The sequence below is a fragment of the Arthrobacter antibioticus genome, assembly GCF_030063205.1.
Taxonomy (GTDB): Bacteria; Actinomycetota; Actinomycetes; order Actinomycetales; family Micrococcaceae; genus Specibacter.
This window is the reverse complement of sequence record NZ_JASISQ010000001.1, coordinates 526158-544713: the sequence shown is the minus strand read 5'-3', so window position 1 is coordinate 544713 and position 18556 is coordinate 526158. Positions and strand designations below refer to the sequence as shown.

Genomic DNA, 18556 nt, shown 5'->3' with positions numbered 1-18556 from the left:
TTTTAGGAGAGGCCGGAACGTTTGAATCTGGCCGTTACCCTGAGGAGTCCTTCGCGGAGGTTCAAATTTGCAAGCTCCTGATCCACGCCGAGTGCTGCGGCAATTTCGGCGGTGGTGCGGCCTTCAAAGTAGGCCAGATAGATTGCTTCGCTTTGGATGGTGGTCAGGTCGGCCAGGGCCGGGATTGTTGGATAAACGGTACGTTCCGATAAGTGGCTGACAACTGGATGGGCTCGTTCTGCGGTTCCGGCAATGGGCATTGCTTGGCTTGTTCGGAGCCGATCAACAGCCATGCGGTGTGCGATGGCCATGATCCAGGTTTGCGGGGTTGACTGGGCTGGGTCGTACTCCGTGAGGTGTGCCCAGATTCTCACGTATATGTCTTGGACAGTTTGCATACAGTCAGCGGAGTTCTTAAGTATTCTTCTCACGAGCGGGTATATGTACCCGGCGGTCTGCGCATAAAGATGTTCAAAAGCCAGGGTATCCCCGTCGCTGGCAAGTTCCAGTAGTTGGCGAAGATCTTGGGGGTAGCGCTTGGTGTGAGTCACCGGTAGCTCCTCCATGACTGTAGATGCGTACGTGATGTACGGAAGACAAGCTTCGCACGAAAAGTGTTCGAAGCTGGTGCTGAAAATATTGCGTTACCAGATTGGAATCAAGGTGGTCTTGAAATGGCCATGTTGCCCAAAATTTGCCAATGGTGCTGGGTTTGGTGCTGGGTTGGATCGTTGGGTTGGACCGTTGGGAGCTGTGAGAATGTTTCAGGCTCCGGGAAATTCAGCGTCAGGGGGTTGGATGGTGTCATGAGCCTGTGGCCACTGTTGGTTTCCATCTTGGCCCGCGTCTAGCCGTTGGTCCCAGAAGCTTGGTGACAGGGTCACTCGCGGCAATCATAGAGCCGGACGGAACAACTACAGGTCAAAGCCGAAGCGTGCCCATAGAGTTCGCCTGACGAGGCTCTTTTGAACGCTATGATCATGCCCTTCGACTACGAGCTGGCGAGTTGACCAGCTCGTTCAACTTGGCAGCTCATGGGCCTTCCCTGCACAGAGACGCGACCAAGACGGCGTCCTGGAAAAATCGGCAGTCTGGGAGACCAAACAGCGTCAGGTGACACTGGTCTATTTAGCTTCCCCCACGCCACTACTACGCCAGTCCTTCCCCAAGGGCGCAGACCTGGGCATCCACAGTGCGGCGGACTTCGGCAGGGTCGTCACCTAACCCTCTGTGGTTCGGAAGGCGCGACTGTGTGACGAGGCGAAGAAGCCGTTGATGGGTCTGAACCTAATCCACGCTGTTGTATCAGGCGCCTGAGTCTGACCTGTAAATCTCAAAGACAACATGCTCGGCCCATTCGTCGTTTTGGAGCCTCAGTGGCTCAGATCCATGGATTAAAGTTGTTTATTCATCTTCGTGCTCACTGTCGCGTAACCCATTGATTCGTAGAGTCCACGGGCGCCGTGGTTAAATCCGAAGACGCTGAGTCCAAGTGTGTGGGCACCGTGGGAACGCGCGTAGTCCTCCGCTAGTTTCATAGTCGCTCTCCCCAGACCCTTGCCGCGATGCTCATTATCAATGACGATGTCCCAGACCCACCAAGAGTTGCTATCTAAAGAACTGTCCGTTCCAACCCAGAGGTAGCCGATGGTGGAGTCGGTAGTGTCAAGAACATCGAAAACGGCATTATCTATCGTTGGAACGTTCTGTAGAAACGCAGCATCGAGGCTCTTCTTTGCGTGCCTATGTGCATCGTGCGGGGATTCGCCGCTCGCAATGAGATCGGATTCATATTCATGGCGGCTTCGTTCGATCCAGGCAGGGAATCGTTGGGCGCTGAGTGGGATTAGTTGGACAGTCATTTGATCAGTTTGCCAGTGGGGCGCAGGAGCAGCGAAAACCGATGCAGATATTCCCGCTGACGTGTCTCGCGGACAACCCTAGCCGCACACTTTGGTGACTTGCCGTGGAGTGCAGTGGCTGGATTAATGTCCTTCGTGGGTGGCAGGGGAAGCAACCCGCCTCACCTGTTTGTCCGTGACGAGTAGCCCGTCGACGTCGGCTAGCAGCGTCAACCCTGACGTTCCCTTGAGACCATGGGCTACCTCAGCGATCCTTACCGGTGGATAGGGCGGAAGCAGACCATCGGCATGGGGCAAAATCACCGCGTCCACGAGTCCGAGTCCGCTGTAATCGTGCAGGCTAACCCCTTCGGTTCGGCCATCGAGTGCAATCGCCGAGTCAATGCTTGTTCCCATGATGATCGCCCCGGCACTGACCCCGATGTAGGGCAATCCTGCCCGAACCCGTTCAGCAAGGATCGCGTCGGTAGCTGTGCGACGCAGAACAGCCATAAGATGGTCGGCCATGCCGCCTGCGACGTATATGGCATCCACACCGTCAAGAACGCTGGAAAAATCATCACCGGAACCCTCGCCAATATTCACCGGAACGAGTGTGTAGCCGAGATCTCGGAGTTGGGCACGTTCCCGCTCCACAAAGGGAGCGTTCCCTAATGGTTGGGCCGCATCATCAACATAGGCGATACGTGTGGCAGCCCTAGTCGCAGCGTCCATCCCTCCCAAGAACTTTGGAACAGCACCAATGAAACGAGATAACAGCAGCATCTTCATGTCACCCACCCTAGAGGGAACCCCCGACTTTCGCTTCGCAGGCTCGTCTCCGCGAAAGGTACTACTTTCGAGCGTAGTTATCGCACCGATTTACGGTTCCGGAGACCTACCCCTGACCGGCGCAGCCTGTAAGCGCCAATCGTAAGATAGGACTCCATTTGCCGTCGCGCTGCCGTATTGTGCCCGCTGGCTTCGCCACAATGACTCGTTGTCACTTTAGGGGCCGTGAATTGTGGCCGGACTAAGGCGCCGAGCACCTGCCGATGAATTGGCTCAGGGGGACCATCAAGGGCCTGGCGGGGCGATACGCTGACACTATGACCGATTACAGTGCCCTGCCCGTGTGTGAATTTGCTTTCCCTGGTCCTCTTCGGGATCAGCTAGTGGCAGCCGTTCTGGACGGTTCCAAGACCTCCACGACGGCGTTGCTCATCGGGTACGAGATTGATCAGGAAGAGCTGCCCGTGGCCGGTTTGCAGGAAGTGGTCATTGACTCCGCCGGAACGCCAGTGGCCGTAATTGAGTTGACGGAAGTACGCCAGGCCCGGCTGGCCGAGGTGGATGTGCAGCACGCCATCGACGAGGGTGAGGGATTCACTACCGTGGCCCAATGGCGCGCGGGTCACGAGGAGTTCTGGCATTCACGGGACCTCCGAGATGAAATGAACGACCCACATTTCACGGTCAATGACGACACTGTGCTGGTGCTCCAGAGATTTAAGGTCATTGCGCGCCTGCCGTAGTGATGCAATCTTTACCGGTCACATCCAAGACGGCGAGAACGGTGTCGAGTTCGAGTTTCGCTCCGAGCGGTAGCGCTGCCATTTGGATTGTTGTGCGCACGGGTAAGGGATACCGCTGCCGGGATGCTTTGAGCCGGAGCAATAGGTAGCGGTGCCGTCGCGACTTTCCGTGGATGACGGCGTGTGCGCCACGGAGCATATGACGCCAACTCGTCTTCAATGACTACGAGGCGGCGCAGTAGCTCAGGGTGCGCAGGCACGACGAGCAGCGCGGTGTGGTCTCCCACCGCGTGGCCCACGAAGCACACCGCCTGTCGCCCCGCTAACGCAACTGTCTCCACGTTGGTGTGCACAAGTGTCCTACGTGAGCTGGACCGTTAGACCGGTTGTGTGAACTGTGCTTCGAACTCTGCGCTCGGTGGGATCGGTGTGATTACATCAACCAATACGCCGTTGGGGTCTGCGGTGATGAAATGCCGCTGCCCAAAGTCCTCATCGCGGAGTGATGAAATGATCGGCAAGCCTGCGGCAAGGAACTTTGCATATGTAGCGTCGACGTCGTCAACCTCAAAGTTGAGCAGAATACCGGAAGCTGTTCCCCGATAAGCCTCGGGCACGGTCTCATGCTGGCCGTCCAAGACGGCTAAAGCGTGCTCCTCACGCTGCAGATGGATATACCAGTCGCTCGAAAATAGCTGTTCAAAGCCGAAATTCTGCTGATAGAAAGCAGCGGTATTAGCCACATCATCGGTCATGATTACGGGATAGGAGCTCGAAATGATTTGCATGCAAGAAAAGTAACATACAGACTGTATGTATGCAAAAGGTTCAATCTCACACGAACGCACAGCGCAGTGCTCAGACCCGCCAGACACTCCTTGTCGCAGCACGATCGCTTTTCGTTGAGAAAGGGTTCGCCGCCACATCCACGCCAGAGCTGGTTAAGCGTGCGGGACTGACCCGAGGCGCGCTGTATCACCACTTCAGGGACAAAGGCGAGGTTCTGCATGCAGTGCTCGAGGAGGAAGCCCGCCAGGTCGCAGAGGAGATAGAGAAAGCTGCACCGGCCAACGCTAGCCCTATCGATACTCTACGAGTCGGTAGCGTCGCCTACCTCGATGCAATGGCCCATCCGGGACGGACTCGCCTTCTGCTTATCGAAGGCCCGGCAGCGCTCGGTGCGGTCAGGATGGCCGCAATTGATGAGGGCTATGCCGCTGCATCACTACGCGAAGGCCTCGAAGACGCAATGCCTGGCCGCCAAGTCACTGCCTTAACGAACTTGTTGTCGGCGTCATTTGATCGGGCTGCACTGGATATTCACGGTGGAGATGATAAGGCTATGGTTCGGGCAGCGATGCTTTTCCTCATTGATCAGGTTGTGGCTTCCACCCCATGACGGGCCATGCCGGGACAGGTCTGTGCCGCAAACGGACGTTCTATGAAGGTCATGTTCCGCTAGTAAGGAGTCCCGCCGAGCAAACGGCTTCCTGTGATGATGATAATAAGTCATCAGTTCGGTGTGACTCACCCGCTTACTGACGCACCTGAGGGGCTGTCCTCGTCCCGATCCGTCCGCCGGTTGGTGGCCCGCACCAAACGTGCTGCCCAGCCGAGCGTGACTTCTCTAATGGTTCTTGGCAGGTCTGGTGCCCGCTGGCAGGATCGATGTCAATCTACTTTGGCGTGACTCATATGACTTTTGACCCCGGGGTTTCTCAGGTGTCTTACCTATGACATGTCCGCCAAAGTGGATCGGCGTCGACCTGACCTCTTGCCATGGCTTAATAAAAGGTTGTCCGAATCACTGGTTCGTGCCTCATTAGAGAACTGCCTGACGAGAAGCAACTTCCAGACTGATGCCTCAAATAATGGTCATTAATACATTGGAAGAGAGGATACTAGCCATGACCATCGTTGCAGAAAAATACGCTCAGGTCATCGGTGTTGACACCCATGCACGGCCCACACTTATGCGATTATCAACACCACCACAGGCGCCCGCACAGGCTGCCAAGTCTTCCCTGTCACCACGTCCGGCATTAGCCGTGCGATTGCATGGATCCGCCGCAACACCACCGCACCTATCCTCGCTGCGATTGAGGGAACGTCGTCATACAGTTCGTCTCTGACCCGTATCCTGACGCAGCAAAATATCACCGTTGTTGAAGTCAAGCCACCGTCCAGGAAATCCCGTGCTGGAATCGGCAAGACGGATGAGATTGACGCAACTGCGGCAGCGATGAGTATCCTCGGAAAAGACGTGGAACGGTTGCTGCAACTGCGTTCGGACGGCATGCGTGCCGCGATCAGCGTGCTGCTGGCCAGCCGGCGCAGATTGGAGCAGCAGGACACCGCAAACTGTAACGCGCTCAACGCGCTGGTGCGAACCATCGATTTGGGGCTTGATGCCCGGAAGCCACTGTCTCAGCACTGACCACCAACCCCGGTTGGAGGAGGTCACCTCCGGTCAGCGACCGTGCCCATGAGAAGCCGGTATCCGCTGCAATGCCCTGAATTTGAAGGCATCGACTGGTCCTGTCGGCGGAATCGGCTCGGACTTTGACGACCACTACGCCTAGCCCGTTGGAGTCGTAGCGGAACTGACGAGACATTTGACCGCCAGCATCGGCACGCAGCGATGTGAGGGTGCCGTGGCCGAGCACGCGAAGACACCACGCCTCAACTTCAAGAGGCATTGATCTCGACACCACAGTTCAATTCTACAAACAGGGACCCGGCGGTCTAGTTCCGTCATGGGCTATTACTCACTGGTGCGGCACCTTCTACTGTGCCGCATGCAGAACGGTCTGCGGGACGGTTGTCGGCCGGCCTGGCTGGTTGATCGGATAGGCCCGATTACATGGCAGAAGGCCATGCGTGTTGACGACGTCGTTGTAGCCGCAAGCGGGACCGGATGTTCCCTTGTCCTCGGGACTGTCCCTTGCTTTTCCTGATTGGTATGGCCGCGTTGAGATGGGTGATATCTGTGGCTGACCGTGGGGTGACGGTTTGTTTTGGTGCCATTCTGAAAGGATACGTTGGCGCCTACGCAATCAAGACCGACTGCCGGCAGAAGGCAATGTCTATCCCGGGTTTAAGATGATGTGATGGTGGAAAAATTGGGGAGGACCGTAGCGGCCCGCAAGCCGCTCTACATTGAGATTCGCATCAGGGCCCCTATGGAGCGGGTATGGGAGCTGAGCCAGGATCCGCAGATGCACCCTCGATGGGATCTTCGGTTCTCACGTATTGTTCCTATCGACGAAGATGAGCAGCGCCAGGTCCGCTTTGGCTATGAGTTCCTGCTTCCGCTGCACACGATCAAGGGGACAGGGACGTCGTTGGGGCACCGTCATCGGGCGGATGGACAGGCAACGTCGGTACTTAAGTTCGATACGGCAGACGTACTCTCGCCCATTGGCCCAGGGTCGGGATACTGGCGCTACATCCCCACCGATGACGGGCTCCGGTTCATCACTGGATACAACTATGAGCCGGGCCTGGGGATGGCGGGAAAGGCCCTCGATAGCCGGACCATTCGTCCGGCACTGGGCTGGGCCACCGCGCTGAGCTTTGACCGGCTGCGGCTGTGGGCTGAATCGGACCTAGAGCCCCGTCATTCCCGGAACCGCTGGTTCCTGGACGCCGGAGCCAGGATAGGCGGCGTGCTGGTGGCAGTTGGGCTTTTCCGCCGGGCCCTCGCTAAACGCAGTGCGACGATGGCAGCATTGGGTGCGGCGGCCGTTGCGCTCTCTTGCCTAGTCAAGCCCCATTGGTCAGTCCCACGGGCGAGTCGATGCCTGCGGAATGCACCGGATGCGAAACCGGCACGAGCCCCCTCGACACTGGCGGGCCTACGAGAACCCAGCCAGTCGGGTCTTGATAACCAGCAACCGACGGAAATGGAATAGCTGTGGCCTCAATCTTTGAAATTGAACTGGGGGTAGACTTCCATCGCCTGCATCCCATGATGCAGAAACGCTTTGGTGTGGATGTGGCCGCTGGCTATGCGTGCGTGGGTACCGGCGTCTTTTCTGAAGTTCGCCGCGGTGCTTGGTGGACGGTGCCTTTTCTGCGTTTAGGCGCTTTCCGTAATATCCTGTTTCCGGATCAGGGAACCAATATCCCGTTCACGATCGAGAATTATCCCTACATCGACGGATTCGGCCGCCCTACTGTCACTTTTGTCCGGACGCTGCACCTGCCCGGGGCCAAGGAACGCCGTTTCGACGCCACCATGGTGCACAACAAGAATCGTGGCGCAATTGTGGATTACCTGGGCACTCACCAGCACCTTGCCACCGACTTGCTTCTGGAAGTTCTCCCCGATGGGTCCCTGCATCTGCAAACCAGCGGACAGCGGTTCTATGAGGGACCGGTGGCATTCAGCTTTCCTGCCATCGGCACCGGCACCGCCGACCTCTATGAAAGCTACGACGAGGCCCGCGGTGTGTACACGATTCAGATGCAAGTACGGAGCCCGTGTTTTGGTTTCCTCTTCGGGTACAAGGGCGACTTCACCTGCCAATTCCCCGCCACAGTCGGCGAGGCAACACCCGCACGCCTGAAACCCGCCCGGGAGGAAAAACGGGGCTAGGCAACGTCGGCAACCGGCAACTACAACACCGGGAATTATTCTTCACTCGCGGAGCGCGAATACACCGAAGATCCGATTTGTGGTCTCCACAGCCCCGTATCCCGAACCTTCAGTGAAACATTTTGGACCGGCTAGGTTGAAGCTTGTTGAAAGAAGGCGTTGTATCCACGTAATGAGCTGTAGGCTTTCCCGATGGGGAAGACAAATAGCTCGTTGTCAGTATTGGTATCCGTAGTTTTGGCTTGCGCTCTTTCTGGGTGCACGAACGGAGATGCGCCACCGGCTCCGACGTCGGTGGAGACAAAAACTCAGACGAGCGGTGACTCTACAAAGATCTTCGGGGAGCAGAAGGCAATGGTAGAGGACTCACCGACGTCTTCAATGGTGATGAAGCAGTTTAGTGGGACCGGGCCTTCGACTATTCAAGTTGGGGCTTTCCCTGAGGGATACAAGAAGTTGGGCGCAACTGTGTCCTGTGCGGGTGCCGGTGACTGGGAAGTCATTTTGAATCAAGATGGCTCGGGCTGGGGCAAGAGCAAGTGCTCATTGGACGTCGGAAACAGCGTGGCATACCCAGTGGACGATCGTGCGAAGGACCAGGCAGTTGAGATCAAAGTCGATGCCGGAGCTCAAGTTTGGGTGACCTTCTTCGCCACCAGGTAAGCGACATCCCCATGACAAGCACTCATCACCTCACGCATCGGAGGGGGAACCTCATGTGGGACACCTGAGCGGCGAGTTGGGTGGTGGTTAGAGTGCCCGTGCCTCACTTCATTTCTTCAGCTCGTGCAGGAATTCGCGGAGATCGTTGATGAGTAGTGCTGGTTCTTCAAGGGCGGCGAAGTGACCGCCGCGGTCTTCGATGTCGTTCCAGCGGACAATCGTGTTGGTTTGGTTTGATTGTGATCGGATGCCGACATCGTGGGCGAATTGGATTGCCGCGGTGGGCACTCCGGAGTTTGTTGGTGTGGCACCCCATGAGTTTTGGGCGTAGCCGACGTAGGCGGACGAGCCGCCGCTGGCGGTGAACCAGTACAGGGAGGCGTTCGCTAGGATCCAGTCTCGTCCGAGGATCTGCTCTGGTGTGGTTTCGAGGGGCCAAGTCCATGCACGGAATTTGTCGAGCATCCATGCCAGCTGTGCAACTGGCGAATCGGCAAGGGAGACGCCGATGAGGCCGGGTCGGGTGGACTGGATGGCAATGTAACCGTATTCCTCGTTCATGAACGTTCCGATGCGCGCCAGACGGTCTTGGTCGAGTGGGCTCATGGCGGCGCGAGCTTGCTTGTCGATGTTACCGGGGAAGCCGAGTGCTCCGTTGATATGCACGCCGATCACCCGCTCGGGTGCGACGCGGGCAACTTCAGGGGAGATGGTGGCTCCAACGTCGCCGCCTTGGACCACGAAGCGATCGTAGCCAAGGCGGTCCATCAGCACGACCCATGCCGAGGCGATGCGTGCGGTGTTCCAACCGCTGCTTTGAAGCGGGGTGGAGAACCCGAAGCCCGGCAGCGAGGGGATGATCAGGTGCATGGCATCTGCCCTGTCCCCGCCGTGGGATTCCGGGTCGGTGAGCGGGTCAATCAGGTCAAGGAATTCGAGAAACGATCCGGGCCAGCCATGGGTGAGGAGCACCGGCGTCGCTTCCGGTACGGCAGAGCGAACGTGCGCAAAGTGGATCTGTTGACCGTCGATAACTGTCGTGAACTGGGGGATCGTGTTCAGGCGTGCTTCGAAGGCGCGCCAATCGAAGTCCTCCGCCCAGGTGGCGACGAGCCCATGGAGGTACTCACTGGGGATGCCCGTGTCCCAATCATCGCCAGGCAGTGGTGCCGGAAATCGGGTCGCGCGGAGCCGGGTGGCCAATTCGTCTAGCTCTGTTTGGGGGATGGCGATGTGGAAAGCAGTGATGGCGGTCTTGTTTGTGGTGGTCATGAGAACACTCTTGCAGGCATAGCGGACAGCTCTTGGCCTCTTTCTGCGCCATGATGGATTCATGTGGGATACCTCCGGACGACTACTGAAATTGCTGGCGCTCCTTCAGCGACGATGCGACTGGAACGCGAATCAACTTGCTGAAGAGCTCGAGGTGACGCCACGCACTGTGCTGCGTGACATCGGTCTATTGCGTGATCTGGGCTACCCCGTCGCGGCCGTGTTGGGTGCTGGTGGAGGTTATCAACTCGAGGCCGGGGCAACCTTGCCGCCTCTCATGTTTGACACCGATGAGGCTGTCGCCGTATTGGTCGCCCTCCGGGACGCGGTGGCCCACTCGGACCCGGGCACGGTCGAAGGCGCCTTGAGTGCGTTCGACAAACTGCACAGAGTCATGCCGCCCCGACTACATCCCGTCGTTGAAGTGGTTCTGGACCACACCAGCAGTCTGGACTTGGGGACATCAATCGGGGCAACAATGAATCCGGTCAACATCACCATGCTCGTGCTCCTCGCGCGGGCCTGCCGCGAACGCCGACAAGTCGCATGTAGCTACCGGCGCTACTCCGGTGAGTCAGGAAAACGGCGGCTAGAACCGCTACATGAGGCACTCGATGGGCCGCTGGTACCTCATCGCCTACACTATTGAGGCGGACGCATGGCGCACCTTCCGGGTCGACCGGCTCAGCGGGGCGCAGATCACGAACAAACCCAGCTACCCACGGAAACCACCCGCCGAGAACCTGCACGAATATGTGACAGCTCAACTAGCAGAGGGATGGCGGCAGGTCACCGGGACCGTCCGGGTACACGCCCCCATCAACACAGTCGCTCCGTGGATCAAACCAACATGGGGGACGGTCACCGAAGAAACTCCTGAAACATGCATTGTGAACGCCGGCGCCGACAGCTATGCGGCAATGGCCAGATGGCTGCTGCTAATCGGCGCCCGCCTCACCGTCCTGGAGCCAGCCGAACTCCGCGCCGCATTTACCGATCTCGCAAAAGACATTACCCACATCGCCGTCGACAACCCCGCACGGGAACGCTTCACATGACGAAGACTGAGCGGATAAGTGACGACTCGACAGATTCGTGTATCAGCCGAGTTGTCTTGCGACGAGTTCGGCATTTGCATGGCTCCAATGCTCGAGCATGCTTTTGCCGCCATGTCCCTCACCGTCATCAATGATGAGTACCGAGCCTGGCCAGTGACGATGCACTTCCCAAGCGGTGATGGCGGGACCGGAAAAATCACGCCGTCCGTGGATGAGTGTTCCCGGTATTTGCCGTATGCGGCCCATGCGTTCAAGCAGCGGAGGTTCACAAAACCCGTCGTGCGCCCAGTAGTGCGTGGTGAGCCTGGCAAAGGCCAGCCGGAACGCATCGTTCTCCCACCGAGGATCACGCTTGAATCCGACGGCACCGATAGAAACGTGGGTGTCCTCCCACAGCGCCCACTCACTAGAAGCCGCGGCGCGAGTATCAGGATCTGCTGAGTTCAAGAGCTGAGCGTAGGCCTCAACCAAACGACTCTCATCACGCTGAAATCCGATTCCGCTGCGTTCTGCGTGCGAGGCAAATCTGCTCCAAGCTTCCGGAAAGATCTTGCCAACACCTTCCGAGATCCAATCAACTTCTTGTCTGCTCGTAGTTGTCACGGCAAAGAGAACAATGCCGGTGACGCGCATAGGGTGGGCCTGCGCATAGGCGAGAGCCAAGGTTGAACCCCAGGATACGCCGTTGAGGATCCAGGCTTCTACACCTAATGACCCGCGCAGTGCCTCGATATCGTTGATGAGATGCGCGGTGGTGTTGGTGTGCAGGGATGTATCGGGGTCTGAGGCATGGGGGATGGAACGTCCGCAGCCGCGTTGCTCGAATCCGATGACACGAGTACGCGTTAGGTCAAAGCGATGTCGGTACCCGCTGGCACCAAGCGTGCCACCCGGGCCGCCATGCAAGCAAAGTGCGGGAACACCGTCGGGCGATCCCCACTCCTCCCAATAGATGCCCTGGCCGTCCTCGACGGTCAGCAACCCGTGTGCTCGTGGAGCCTCATTCATTGTTGCCTCATCGCTAACCGTGCAAAATTGCATCTCCTGGATATTTAGGAGAAGAGTTTCCCAGCCTACAAATCTTTTCGATGGACCAAAAATTCAGATCAATTGAGATTTTCACAAGGGGACAGCAAGACAGTTTCACGCCCGTAGCGGGAACGGCGTACGGGGCGTTTGGCGAACCCTAGACGAGGAGGTATGCGCTGAATCAGGCGGGTCCATGGAAGGAGTTTTGTCGGGTGTTTGGCCTGGATTTTCACCGGTGGGGCGAGCTTCCGGTTGGGGAGAAAATCGTCACTGCAGCAGCTATTGGATAGGTTTGGTCTCTGTATCGGGTTGGGCTCACCCCGAATCTTCTCTTGAAGGCAGTACTCAAGGCGAAAGGACTTCCATACCCGACCTCGGTGGCGATCTGCGCGGTTGTGAGCCGTGGGTCGGCAAGCAGTTCGCTGGCAAGGAGCATCCGCCAATTCGTCAGGTAAGTCATGGGTGGTTCGCCCACGGTGGCGCGGAACCTGTTCGCCAGGGTTGCCCGAGATACGTTGAGGCGCTGTGCGATCGATTCAAGGTTCCAGGGCTCGGCGGGGGATCCATGGAAGAGCGTTAGCGTTTGGGCACTGATGGGGTCGGTACCACCGGCGAGCCAGCCCCGTGCCGAATTGGGGTTGAGTGTGGCCCATGCGCGGATTGAATGGACGAGCAGCACATCGAGCAGTCGGTCGATGACGCTGCCTTGTCCTGGTGCCTCGGTGGTGATTTCTCCTTCAAGGAAGTCCAGCAGGGAGGGGTTGATGTGACCGGAAGGAACTAAAGCTATGTTGGGTAATGCGTTCGTGACGGCCGCGCCAACCTCCGCCTCGGTTTCGTAGGTGCCGATGAGCATCGTCGTTGCACCTAAACAGGCGTTTCCCCAGGTGCGTATTCCATGCGTCAGACTCGTATGAACATCTTCTCCGGAAGGGGACGTGCACCGCTGCCCGGGGTGAATAACCACATCCGGGGCGCGGGAGAAGTCATCTGTCACGGTATACGGGTCTGGGCCTCGGACGAGAACAACGTCGCCTTGCTTCAGCAAGATTCGTTCGTTATTTGCTTCCAGGGATGCGGTGCCTGACATCATGGCCATGACAGTCAGGGGTGCTTGATCCTGTACGAGAATGGACCAACCAGGTGACATGACCATACGGAGCCCAAAGGCGCGGCGCGCCCGTGGGCCATCTAGGAGATGTGTCAACGGGCCCATAGGACGAATCTAGACGATCACGCATGAATCTACACCTTTGAACTATTCACAGTCCGGGGTAAATGCGATTGGCTGGTGCCATGACTAATCCTAATGTCCTTGTACTTGGTGGAACCGGCCGCACTGGTGGCCGCATCGTTCGTCATCTTCACGAGCGCGGCATCCAAACCCGTGTCGCTTCTAGGCAAAAGAATCCACCGTTCATATGGGAGGACCGCTCTACCTGGAAGAATGCGCTCCTTGGAGTCTCTGCTGCGTATATATGCTATTTCCCGGATCTGGCTTTTCCCGGGGTATCAGAACTGATCGGGGAGTTCGCTGAGCAGGCGCGCAACTCGGGCGTGAATCGCTTGGTGCTGCTCTCAGGTCGCGGGGAAGAGGGCGCCCTGGCTAGCGAAAGAGCAGTGCAAGAGAGCGCCGCAGAATGGACGATAATCCGCTCTGCATGGTTTGCCCAGAATTTTAGCGAGCATTTCCTCCTCGGTCCTGTTCTACGCGGGCGGCTCATCCTCCCTGCCGGGGACGTACTGGAACCATTTATCGATATTGACGATCTTGCCGAGATCGCAAGCAAAGCACTCATCGAGCAGGGCCATGCGGGGACCGTGTATGAGGTGACCGGGCCCAGACTGTTGTCCATGTACGACGTGGCAGCCGAGATCTCCGCAGCCTCCGGACGCCACATTGATTACTCACCCAGTACGGCTGAGGAGTTCGTAACCGACCTCGCCCAAGACGGAATCCCGCACGATGATGCCCAGCCCCTCGCGGAACTTTTCGAATCGATCCTCGATGGACGCAATGCCTCCCTCACCGACGATCTGGAATCTGCCCTTGGCCGGCCCGGGACAGACTTCACCGAATATGCCCGCCGCGTTGCTGCCCACGGCACCTGGAACCTGCGCAGTGAGGCACGTGCATGACCAGCACGTTCATATCCGCCGTCACGATCACCTCAGCTTTAGGAGCAGGGGTCACCGGAGGGGTCTACTTCGCCTTCTCGGCGATTGTCATGCCCGCACTTCGTACCCTGCCCGTAACCGATGCCGTCACTGCGATGCAACGTATCAACGACAGCGTGGTCCGTCTGCCCTTCATGACCGTTTTCTTCGCTGGGGCAGCCGCCTCCGTCGCCGTGGTCGTTTCCGAAACAGCAACAGGTGGTGCCGCGCTAGAAAATCCAAGCCGTATGGTCGGTGCTGCCTTGGCTCTCGCGTCGTTCGGCATCACCGTCGCACGCAACGTTCCCCTCAACAATGCCCTCGCCCGGGTTACCCCTGATTCCCTTGAATCCGCAGCGCAATGGACTGCTTTTGAGCGTCGCTGGAGCACAGCGAACCTTCTGCGGGGATCGACCGCAGTCGCCGCGACGATCCTTCTGGCCGATCCGCTATCAAGAGCGTCATGATCACCCCTGTGTCGTCCATCAACCCTAAGCGCTACGCCCGCCAACAATTCATGGGTGTGAAAGTGGATCCGGCATTTTCACCCATCTGCATGTAGTTCGAGAGGTTCTCCGCCGAGGCCATAGGCTGTTGAGAGGATTCCTGATAGTGGAAAATCGGTTGGGGGCCGCTGCTAGCCTTGCATGATGCGGATACTGCTTACACTCCTCGGAATCGTTGCGATCATCGTTTATGCCCTGCTTGGAGCGACGTTGATGAATGATTGGGCCGTGGTCGCCGTGAGCGAGATGCCGCTTGAAACGACGATTGCTGATATGCATGCTGCCGGTCAGAACTACAGCACGATACCGGGCTTCGTCTTCGCTGCGCTCGGCTTATTGCTCGGTCTTCTTTGGGGCGTGACGACTCTTTTCCGCCGAACCACACTTCCGAACTGGGCAGCAGTGTCACTGTGGGCTGGAATTATTACCCTGGGTGCGCCAGCATACTTCTTCATGTCATTTAGCAATCTGAACTCCGTGGGCGATACCTATTTCGATTGGAATTCCGAGGCAGCGTTCGCGTTGGTGGCACCCCTGTACATAGCCAGCGGGCTCGCATTCCTTGTCGTCGTTGCGTTGGTGATGGTGACGGTGGCGATCAAGGCAACGGCTCGGAAGAGAGCGTTGCCGGTTACCTAGGAGGACAGTAGCAAATGCGCGTATCCCCCATACCGTTGGCCACGCGAGCGTTGCAGCGGAGTCCTCCTAGTGATGCGCTGGGTGATTGTTCTCGGTGACCCAGTGTGGAAAAATCGTTCCCGCGATCGTAGGTGTTGAGTGAGTGTGCGAAATATCCTGATTCGTCATTGACGTTAGCGTCGCAGATGGACAACACATCTCGTGTCAAACCCGCGGATAGCGACCCACGAGGTTTTTGGCGGCGTCCTGTCAGAGCGTTGTTCGGAATGGCTTTTCTCCGTGTCCCGTTAGCCGGTGGCGAGTTCAATCGGTCGTTGCACCACCCCTTTGTTGTGAGGTGTTGTGCATGCTGTCAAAGAAAGAGCGTATTCAAAGGGAAGCCCAGTTCTGGGTGTTGATGGCCCAAGGTTCGACGTTGATTGCGGCGTGCAACGCTGTAGGAGTGAATCGACGAACAGGCCGGCGTTGGCGGCAAGCAACTGGCGGGCGGATCCCGCGGAAGAAACCTGAGCCATCGGGTCGGTATCTGTCGTTGGATGAGCGGCTGAGGATCGCAGACCTTCACCTTGCTGGCTTCAGTGCACGGTCAATCGCGATACAGACGGACCGTGCTGCTTCGACGATCAGCAGGGAGCTATGTCGCAATGGCTCAGCCAAGAGTAAACGTGGTCGCGGGAAATATGCTCCGTATGCGGCTCAGAGGAAGGCCGACTCACGCGGGTGTCGCCCTAAGTCCAGCAAGTTCGACGACGTGGAACTGGCCGAGGTGGTGCAGGCTAAGTTATGCGTGAAGTGGAGCCCGGTGCAGATCAGCGACCATCTCAGCGCAACGTTCCCAGATCGGGCCGAGATGCGGGTGTGTCCTGAAACGATCTACCAAGCGCTGTATTCGCAGGGACGCGGGTATTTGGGTGCTGACCTGCATCAACACCTGCGGACCGGTCGCGCCGTCAGGCGAGTGAGACGCTCCACCGGAAAGCGGCCTGCCAAGATCTCGGACATGATTTTGATCAGTGAACGACCCGCGGAGGTCGATGACCGAGCCGTGCCCGGGCATTGGGAAGGCGATTTAGTGCTGGGGTCAAACTGCCGCTCAGCGATGGCCACGTTGGTGGAGCGGCAAAGCAGATTCACGATATTGGTCCATCTGCCCAACGACCACGGTGCCATCGCTGTCCGAGATGGGCTGGTGAAGGCTTTCAACGCCTTGCCGGAGCACTTGCGCAAGTCGCTGACCTGGGACCAGGGAACCGAGCTGGCCCAGCACAAGAAAATCACCCTGGCAACGAAAATAGACATCTACTTCTGCGACCCTCACTCGCCTTGGCAGCGCGGAACCAACGAGAATACCAATGGGCTCCTGCGCCAGTACTTCCCCAAAGGCACGGATTTGTCTGTGCATTCACCGAAGCGGCTGCTGGAAGTCGCCACCGAGCTCAACGCACGACCCCGCAAAGTCCTCGGAGGAATCACCCCCGCACACGCCATGGAACAGCTACTATCGGAACCTAAGAACCCCGCTGGTGCGACGACCGCCTGAATTCGCCGGTCCACCACCGGAGCGTCTGCAGGCAAGTTCGGAATTCTCTCCAAACTACGTGTTTCCATGGACGTCAGATTCGCGTTTACCCCGCCCGTCTTAATGCCCGGTGAACGTGCCCTAACTGCAACACCCTAGAGTCTCAGAGGTTCAGGGCAACGACACGTCTCGTCGACGGCCAGCGGCAGCGGAGCCGAATACGTACTATCGACCGCTTGAGCGGCCCGGCAATCGTCTGGCATGACGCCGCAAATGCCTGTCTTGGAGCGAAAAAGGGGAGCTGGTCATTTTGACAACAGGGAATGGAATTTGAAGAAAATCTGGACGAATTGGGGGAGTAAGAGGGGAGTTGGCCCGAAACGCCTCTGACCTGCGGAACATAACCGCAGGTCAGAGGCGTTTTTTGGTGCCCCGGGCGGGAATTGAACCCACGACCAAGAGAATCTCACCACCTAGGTATCGCGGTGTGTCGTTGGCCCTCAAAAACATTGAGTTTTAGGGACTTTTGGACGATTTCAAAGATGATGACATGCCGTGGACGGTGGTTGTTTCTGTTTGAAAAGGGGGAGTAAAGGGGGAGCTCTTCTTCGTGGGCCGGTGGCGCTGTCCGTATTCGGGTTCAACTTCTCGGCGGAGTGGGCCACGGGTGCGGTTCCTAATCGCCTGGAGGTTGCTGTCCATATTGACTATTTTACGCCTGCTGCCCGAGTGATATTCGGTGTCGCCGAGATCGAGAGGCCGGCGGTCGAGGCGGCATTGGGAGCCGGTTGATTGTGCGGTTTTCGAAAAGAAAGCCCTCAAAGCCTCAAATAGTCAGATATCTCACCGACGACGTCCCTATGTCGCTGGAATCCGGAGGGTTCAGACCGAAACTGCACTCTTGATTCGGAAGAGCCTGTTTAACTTCTAGCCGATGGCAACTGCGCCACGGTGTCAAATTTCAGTGCAAATGTTCGAATGATGGCATCGGCTTCTGTAGCTTGACAGTAGCCTCCGAAAGTGCTCCTCCGCAACCGTTTTTTATCGGACGGCCTCGGAAGCTCTCAAGCGGTTCGCTAGTCTTATTAGGGCGTTGCCAAAGTATGAAATAGACGGGCGGTGCCGTGTTGGCTATGTCGGATGGGCGCTCCACGACCGTTGACCGTGGACAGTAAGGTGAGACCATGACTGATTTGAAGCTTGAAACGCTGGCACTCTCGGAGCTTTTTGATCTACATGCCCGCATGAAGCGAGAATTTGTCAGGCGCGGGGTCGTACGGACCTCAGGTGCTATCCAGGGCGAGATTGGTGAGGGTTTGGCGCTAGCGGTCTACGGCGGCCAGTTGCCTCCGCCCGGCACGAAGGCGTATGACCTGACAGATACGAATGGGCGTCTCGTTCAAGTTAAAACCCGAACGTTGCCGAGGGGAGACAACCGCATGTTCCAGTTCCACAGCCTCGATTTCGACCTTGCGCTCTGTATTCGGTTTGACCGCGAATCGAATGATCTCGACTGGGCGCACGAGTACGACGTGGCAGAGCTACGTTCCCTCGTCAGCCCGCACGCGCAGGGTCCGCGGCTCCCAATGGGTCGGGCGCGTGCGAATGGACGCGATGTGACCGCAACTTTTCGGGCTGCATACGACGAATTCCGCGGGCTCGGCGTTGCCTAGTGCACGAGTGTGTATGAGGTGCGAACGACAAGATGCGCGTTCTTCCTAGAGCAGGCGCGTCGGC

Annotated in this window: 19 protein-coding genes and 1 pseudogene; 13 read left to right on the top strand and 7 right to left on the bottom strand. The window is 57.8% G+C overall.

The features are described from left to right. Positions 1-2: 2 nt before the first annotated feature. The 3 genes from QMG40_RS02510 to QMG40_RS02500 form a co-directional block, all read right to left on the bottom strand. The gene (locus tag QMG40_RS02510) at positions 3-551 is read right to left on the bottom strand and encodes a sigma-70 family RNA polymerase sigma factor (protein ID WP_283527559.1); all 549 of its coding nucleotides are present in this window, start codon (positions 549-551) and stop codon (positions 3-5) included. A gap of 843 nt (positions 552-1394) precedes the next feature. After that, positions 1395-1862 carry a GNAT family N-acetyltransferase gene (locus QMG40_RS02505; RefSeq protein ID WP_283527557.1) on the bottom strand — a complete coding sequence of 156 codons (468 nt, stop codon included), beginning with the start codon at positions 1860-1862 and terminating at the stop codon, positions 1395-1397. Positions 1863-1985: 123 nt separating this feature from the next. After that, on the bottom strand, positions 1986-2633 hold the full coding sequence (locus tag QMG40_RS02500) for a Type 1 glutamine amidotransferase-like domain-containing protein (RefSeq protein WP_283527555.1): 648 nt from the start codon (positions 2631-2633) through the stop codon (positions 1986-1988). A 317-nt stretch (positions 2634-2950) separates the two neighbouring features. On the opposite strand from QMG40_RS02500, the gene QMG40_RS02495 reads away from it, so the two are divergent. Then, the gene (locus tag QMG40_RS02495) at positions 2951-3376 is read left to right on the top strand and encodes an ASCH domain-containing protein (RefSeq protein ID WP_283527553.1); all 426 of its coding nucleotides are present in this window, start codon (positions 2951-2953) and stop codon (positions 3374-3376) included. A 377-nt stretch (positions 3377-3753) separates the two neighbouring features. On the opposite strand, the gene QMG40_RS02490 is transcribed toward QMG40_RS02495, so the two are convergent. Then, entirely contained in the window at positions 3754-4131 is a 378-nt protein-coding gene (locus QMG40_RS02490) for a VOC family protein (protein ID WP_283527551.1), read from the bottom strand. A gap of 62 nt (positions 4132-4193) precedes the next feature. Between QMG40_RS02490 and QMG40_RS02485 the strand changes: the two genes are divergently transcribed. The 5 genes and pseudogenes from QMG40_RS02485 (at position 4194) to QMG40_RS02465 (ending at position 8639) form a co-directional block, all read left to right on the top strand. After that, the gene (locus tag QMG40_RS02485) at positions 4194-4775 is read left to right on the top strand and encodes a TetR/AcrR family transcriptional regulator (protein ID WP_283527549.1); all 582 of its coding nucleotides are present in this window, start codon (positions 4194-4196) and stop codon (positions 4773-4775) included. 508 nt (positions 4776-5283) lie between these two features. Next, positions 5284-5804 (top strand): annotated as a pseudogene (locus tag QMG40_RS02480) (IS110 family transposase); the annotation flags it as partial. A 682-nt stretch (positions 5805-6486) separates the two neighbouring features. Then, positions 6487-7290, top strand: a complete 804-nt coding sequence (locus QMG40_RS02475) for an SRPBCC family protein (RefSeq protein WP_283527547.1) — start codon at positions 6487-6489, stop codon at positions 7288-7290. 2 nt (positions 7291-7292) lie between these two features. Then, positions 7293-7976, top strand: a complete 684-nt coding sequence (locus QMG40_RS02470; protein WP_283527545.1) for a DUF4166 domain-containing protein — start codon at positions 7293-7295, stop codon at positions 7974-7976. A 387-nt stretch (positions 7977-8363) separates the two neighbouring features. Next, positions 8364-8639 carry a hypothetical protein gene (locus QMG40_RS02465; protein ID WP_283527543.1) on the top strand — a complete coding sequence of 92 codons (276 nt, stop codon included), beginning with the start codon at positions 8364-8366 and terminating at the stop codon, positions 8637-8639. Positions 8640-8747: 108 nt separating this feature from the next. Here QMG40_RS02465 and QMG40_RS02460 read toward each other — a convergent pair whose 3' ends face one another. Continuing rightward, positions 8748-9911, bottom strand: coding sequence for an epoxide hydrolase family protein (locus QMG40_RS02460; RefSeq protein WP_283527541.1), 1164 nt, complete (start codon positions 9909-9911; stop codon positions 8748-8750). A 61-nt stretch (positions 9912-9972) separates the two neighbouring features. Here QMG40_RS02460 and QMG40_RS02455 point away from each other — a divergent pair, with 61 nt between their 5' ends. Next, the gene (locus QMG40_RS02455) at positions 9973-10560 is read left to right on the top strand and encodes a helix-turn-helix transcriptional regulator (protein ID WP_283527540.1); all 588 of its coding nucleotides are present in this window, start codon (positions 9973-9975) and stop codon (positions 10558-10560) included. Beyond that, positions 10514-10969, top strand: coding sequence for a WYL domain-containing protein (locus tag QMG40_RS02450; RefSeq protein ID WP_283527538.1), 456 nt, complete (start codon positions 10514-10516; stop codon positions 10967-10969). Before QMG40_RS02455 ends, QMG40_RS02450 begins: the two co-directional genes overlap by 47 nt. 42 nt (positions 10970-11011) lie before the next feature. Here QMG40_RS02450 and QMG40_RS02445 read toward each other — a convergent pair whose 3' ends face one another. Both QMG40_RS02445 and QMG40_RS02440 read right to left on the bottom strand, forming a co-directional pair. Then, the gene (locus tag QMG40_RS02445) at positions 11012-11977 is read right to left on the bottom strand and encodes an alpha/beta fold hydrolase (protein WP_283527536.1); all 966 of its coding nucleotides are present in this window, start codon (positions 11975-11977) and stop codon (positions 11012-11014) included. A 250-nt stretch (positions 11978-12227) separates the two neighbouring features. Further along, positions 12228-13214 carry an AraC family transcriptional regulator gene (locus QMG40_RS02440; RefSeq protein WP_283527534.1) on the bottom strand — a complete coding sequence of 329 codons (987 nt, stop codon included), beginning with the start codon at positions 13212-13214 and terminating at the stop codon, positions 12228-12230. A gap of 80 nt (positions 13215-13294) precedes the next feature. Between QMG40_RS02440 and QMG40_RS02435 the strand changes: the two genes are divergently transcribed. The 5 genes from QMG40_RS02435 (at position 13295) to QMG40_RS02415 (ending at position 18492) form a co-directional block, all read left to right on the top strand. Beyond that, the gene (locus tag QMG40_RS02435; RefSeq protein ID WP_283527532.1) at positions 13295-14137 is read left to right on the top strand and encodes a Rossmann-fold NAD(P)-binding domain-containing protein; all 843 of its coding nucleotides are present in this window, start codon (positions 13295-13297) and stop codon (positions 14135-14137) included. Continuing rightward, positions 14134-14622, top strand: a complete 489-nt coding sequence (locus QMG40_RS02430; protein WP_283527530.1) for an anthrone oxygenase family protein — start codon at positions 14134-14136, stop codon at positions 14620-14622. The genes QMG40_RS02435 and QMG40_RS02430 overlap by 4 nt, the downstream gene beginning before the upstream one ends. Before the next feature lie 183 nt (positions 14623-14805). Next, complete coding sequence (locus tag QMG40_RS02425) at positions 14806-15300, top strand: hypothetical protein (protein ID WP_283527528.1); 495 nt, start codon at positions 14806-14808, stop codon at positions 15298-15300. Positions 15301-15646: 346 nt separating this feature from the next. Beyond that, on the top strand, positions 15647-16840 hold the full coding sequence (locus QMG40_RS02420) for an IS30 family transposase (RefSeq protein ID WP_283527526.1): 1194 nt from the start codon (positions 15647-15649) through the stop codon (positions 16838-16840). A 1163-nt stretch (positions 16841-18003) separates the two neighbouring features. Continuing rightward, positions 18004-18492: a DUF6998 domain-containing protein gene (locus tag QMG40_RS02415; RefSeq protein ID WP_283527524.1), complete on the top strand. Its 489-nt coding sequence runs from the start codon at positions 18004-18006 to the stop codon at positions 18490-18492. Positions 18493-18556 lie beyond the last annotated feature (64 nt).

Coding starts and splice junctions, on each gene's coding strand:
- QMG40_RS02500 (WP_283527555.1), bottom strand. CDS start 2,633: ATGAAGATGCTGCTGTTATCTCGTTTCATTGGTGCTGTTCCAAAGTTC.
- QMG40_RS02435 (WP_283527532.1), top strand. CDS start 13,295: ATGACTAATCCTAATGTCCTTGTACTTGGTGGAACCGGCCGCACTGGT.
- QMG40_RS02460 (WP_283527541.1), bottom strand. CDS start 9,911: ATGACCACCACAAACAAGACCGCCATCACTGCTTTCCACATCGCCATC.
- QMG40_RS02425 (WP_283527528.1), top strand. CDS start 14,806: ATGCGGATACTGCTTACACTCCTCGGAATCGTTGCGATCATCGTTTAT.
- QMG40_RS02485 (WP_283527549.1), top strand. CDS start 4,194: ATGCAAAAGGTTCAATCTCACACGAACGCACAGCGCAGTGCTCAGACC.
- QMG40_RS02420 (WP_283527526.1), top strand. CDS start 15,647: ATGCTGTCAAAGAAAGAGCGTATTCAAAGGGAAGCCCAGTTCTGGGTG.
- QMG40_RS02490 (WP_283527551.1), bottom strand. CDS start 4,131: ATGACCGATGATGTGGCTAATACCGCTGCTTTCTATCAGCAGAATTTC.
- QMG40_RS02475 (WP_283527547.1), top strand. CDS start 6,487: ATGGTGGAAAAATTGGGGAGGACCGTAGCGGCCCGCAAGCCGCTCTAC.
- QMG40_RS02495 (WP_283527553.1), top strand. CDS start 2,951: ATGACCGATTACAGTGCCCTGCCCGTGTGTGAATTTGCTTTCCCTGGT.
- QMG40_RS02505 (WP_283527557.1), bottom strand. CDS start 1,862: ATGACTGTCCAACTAATCCCACTCAGCGCCCAACGATTCCCTGCCTGG.
- QMG40_RS02445 (WP_283527536.1), bottom strand. CDS start 11,977: ATGAATGAGGCTCCACGAGCACACGGGTTGCTGACCGTCGAGGACGGC.
- QMG40_RS02450 (WP_283527538.1), top strand. CDS start 10,514: ATGAGGCACTCGATGGGCCGCTGGTACCTCATCGCCTACACTATTGAG.
- QMG40_RS02415 (WP_283527524.1), top strand. CDS start 18,004: ATGACTGATTTGAAGCTTGAAACGCTGGCACTCTCGGAGCTTTTTGAT.
- QMG40_RS02455 (WP_283527540.1), top strand. CDS start 9,973: ATGTGGGATACCTCCGGACGACTACTGAAATTGCTGGCGCTCCTTCAG.
- QMG40_RS02440 (WP_283527534.1), bottom strand. CDS start 13,214: ATGGGCCCGTTGACACATCTCCTAGATGGCCCACGGGCGCGCCGCGCC.
- QMG40_RS02430 (WP_283527530.1), top strand. CDS start 14,134: ATGACCAGCACGTTCATATCCGCCGTCACGATCACCTCAGCTTTAGGA.
- QMG40_RS02465 (WP_283527543.1), top strand. CDS start 8,364: ATGAAGCAGTTTAGTGGGACCGGGCCTTCGACTATTCAAGTTGGGGCT.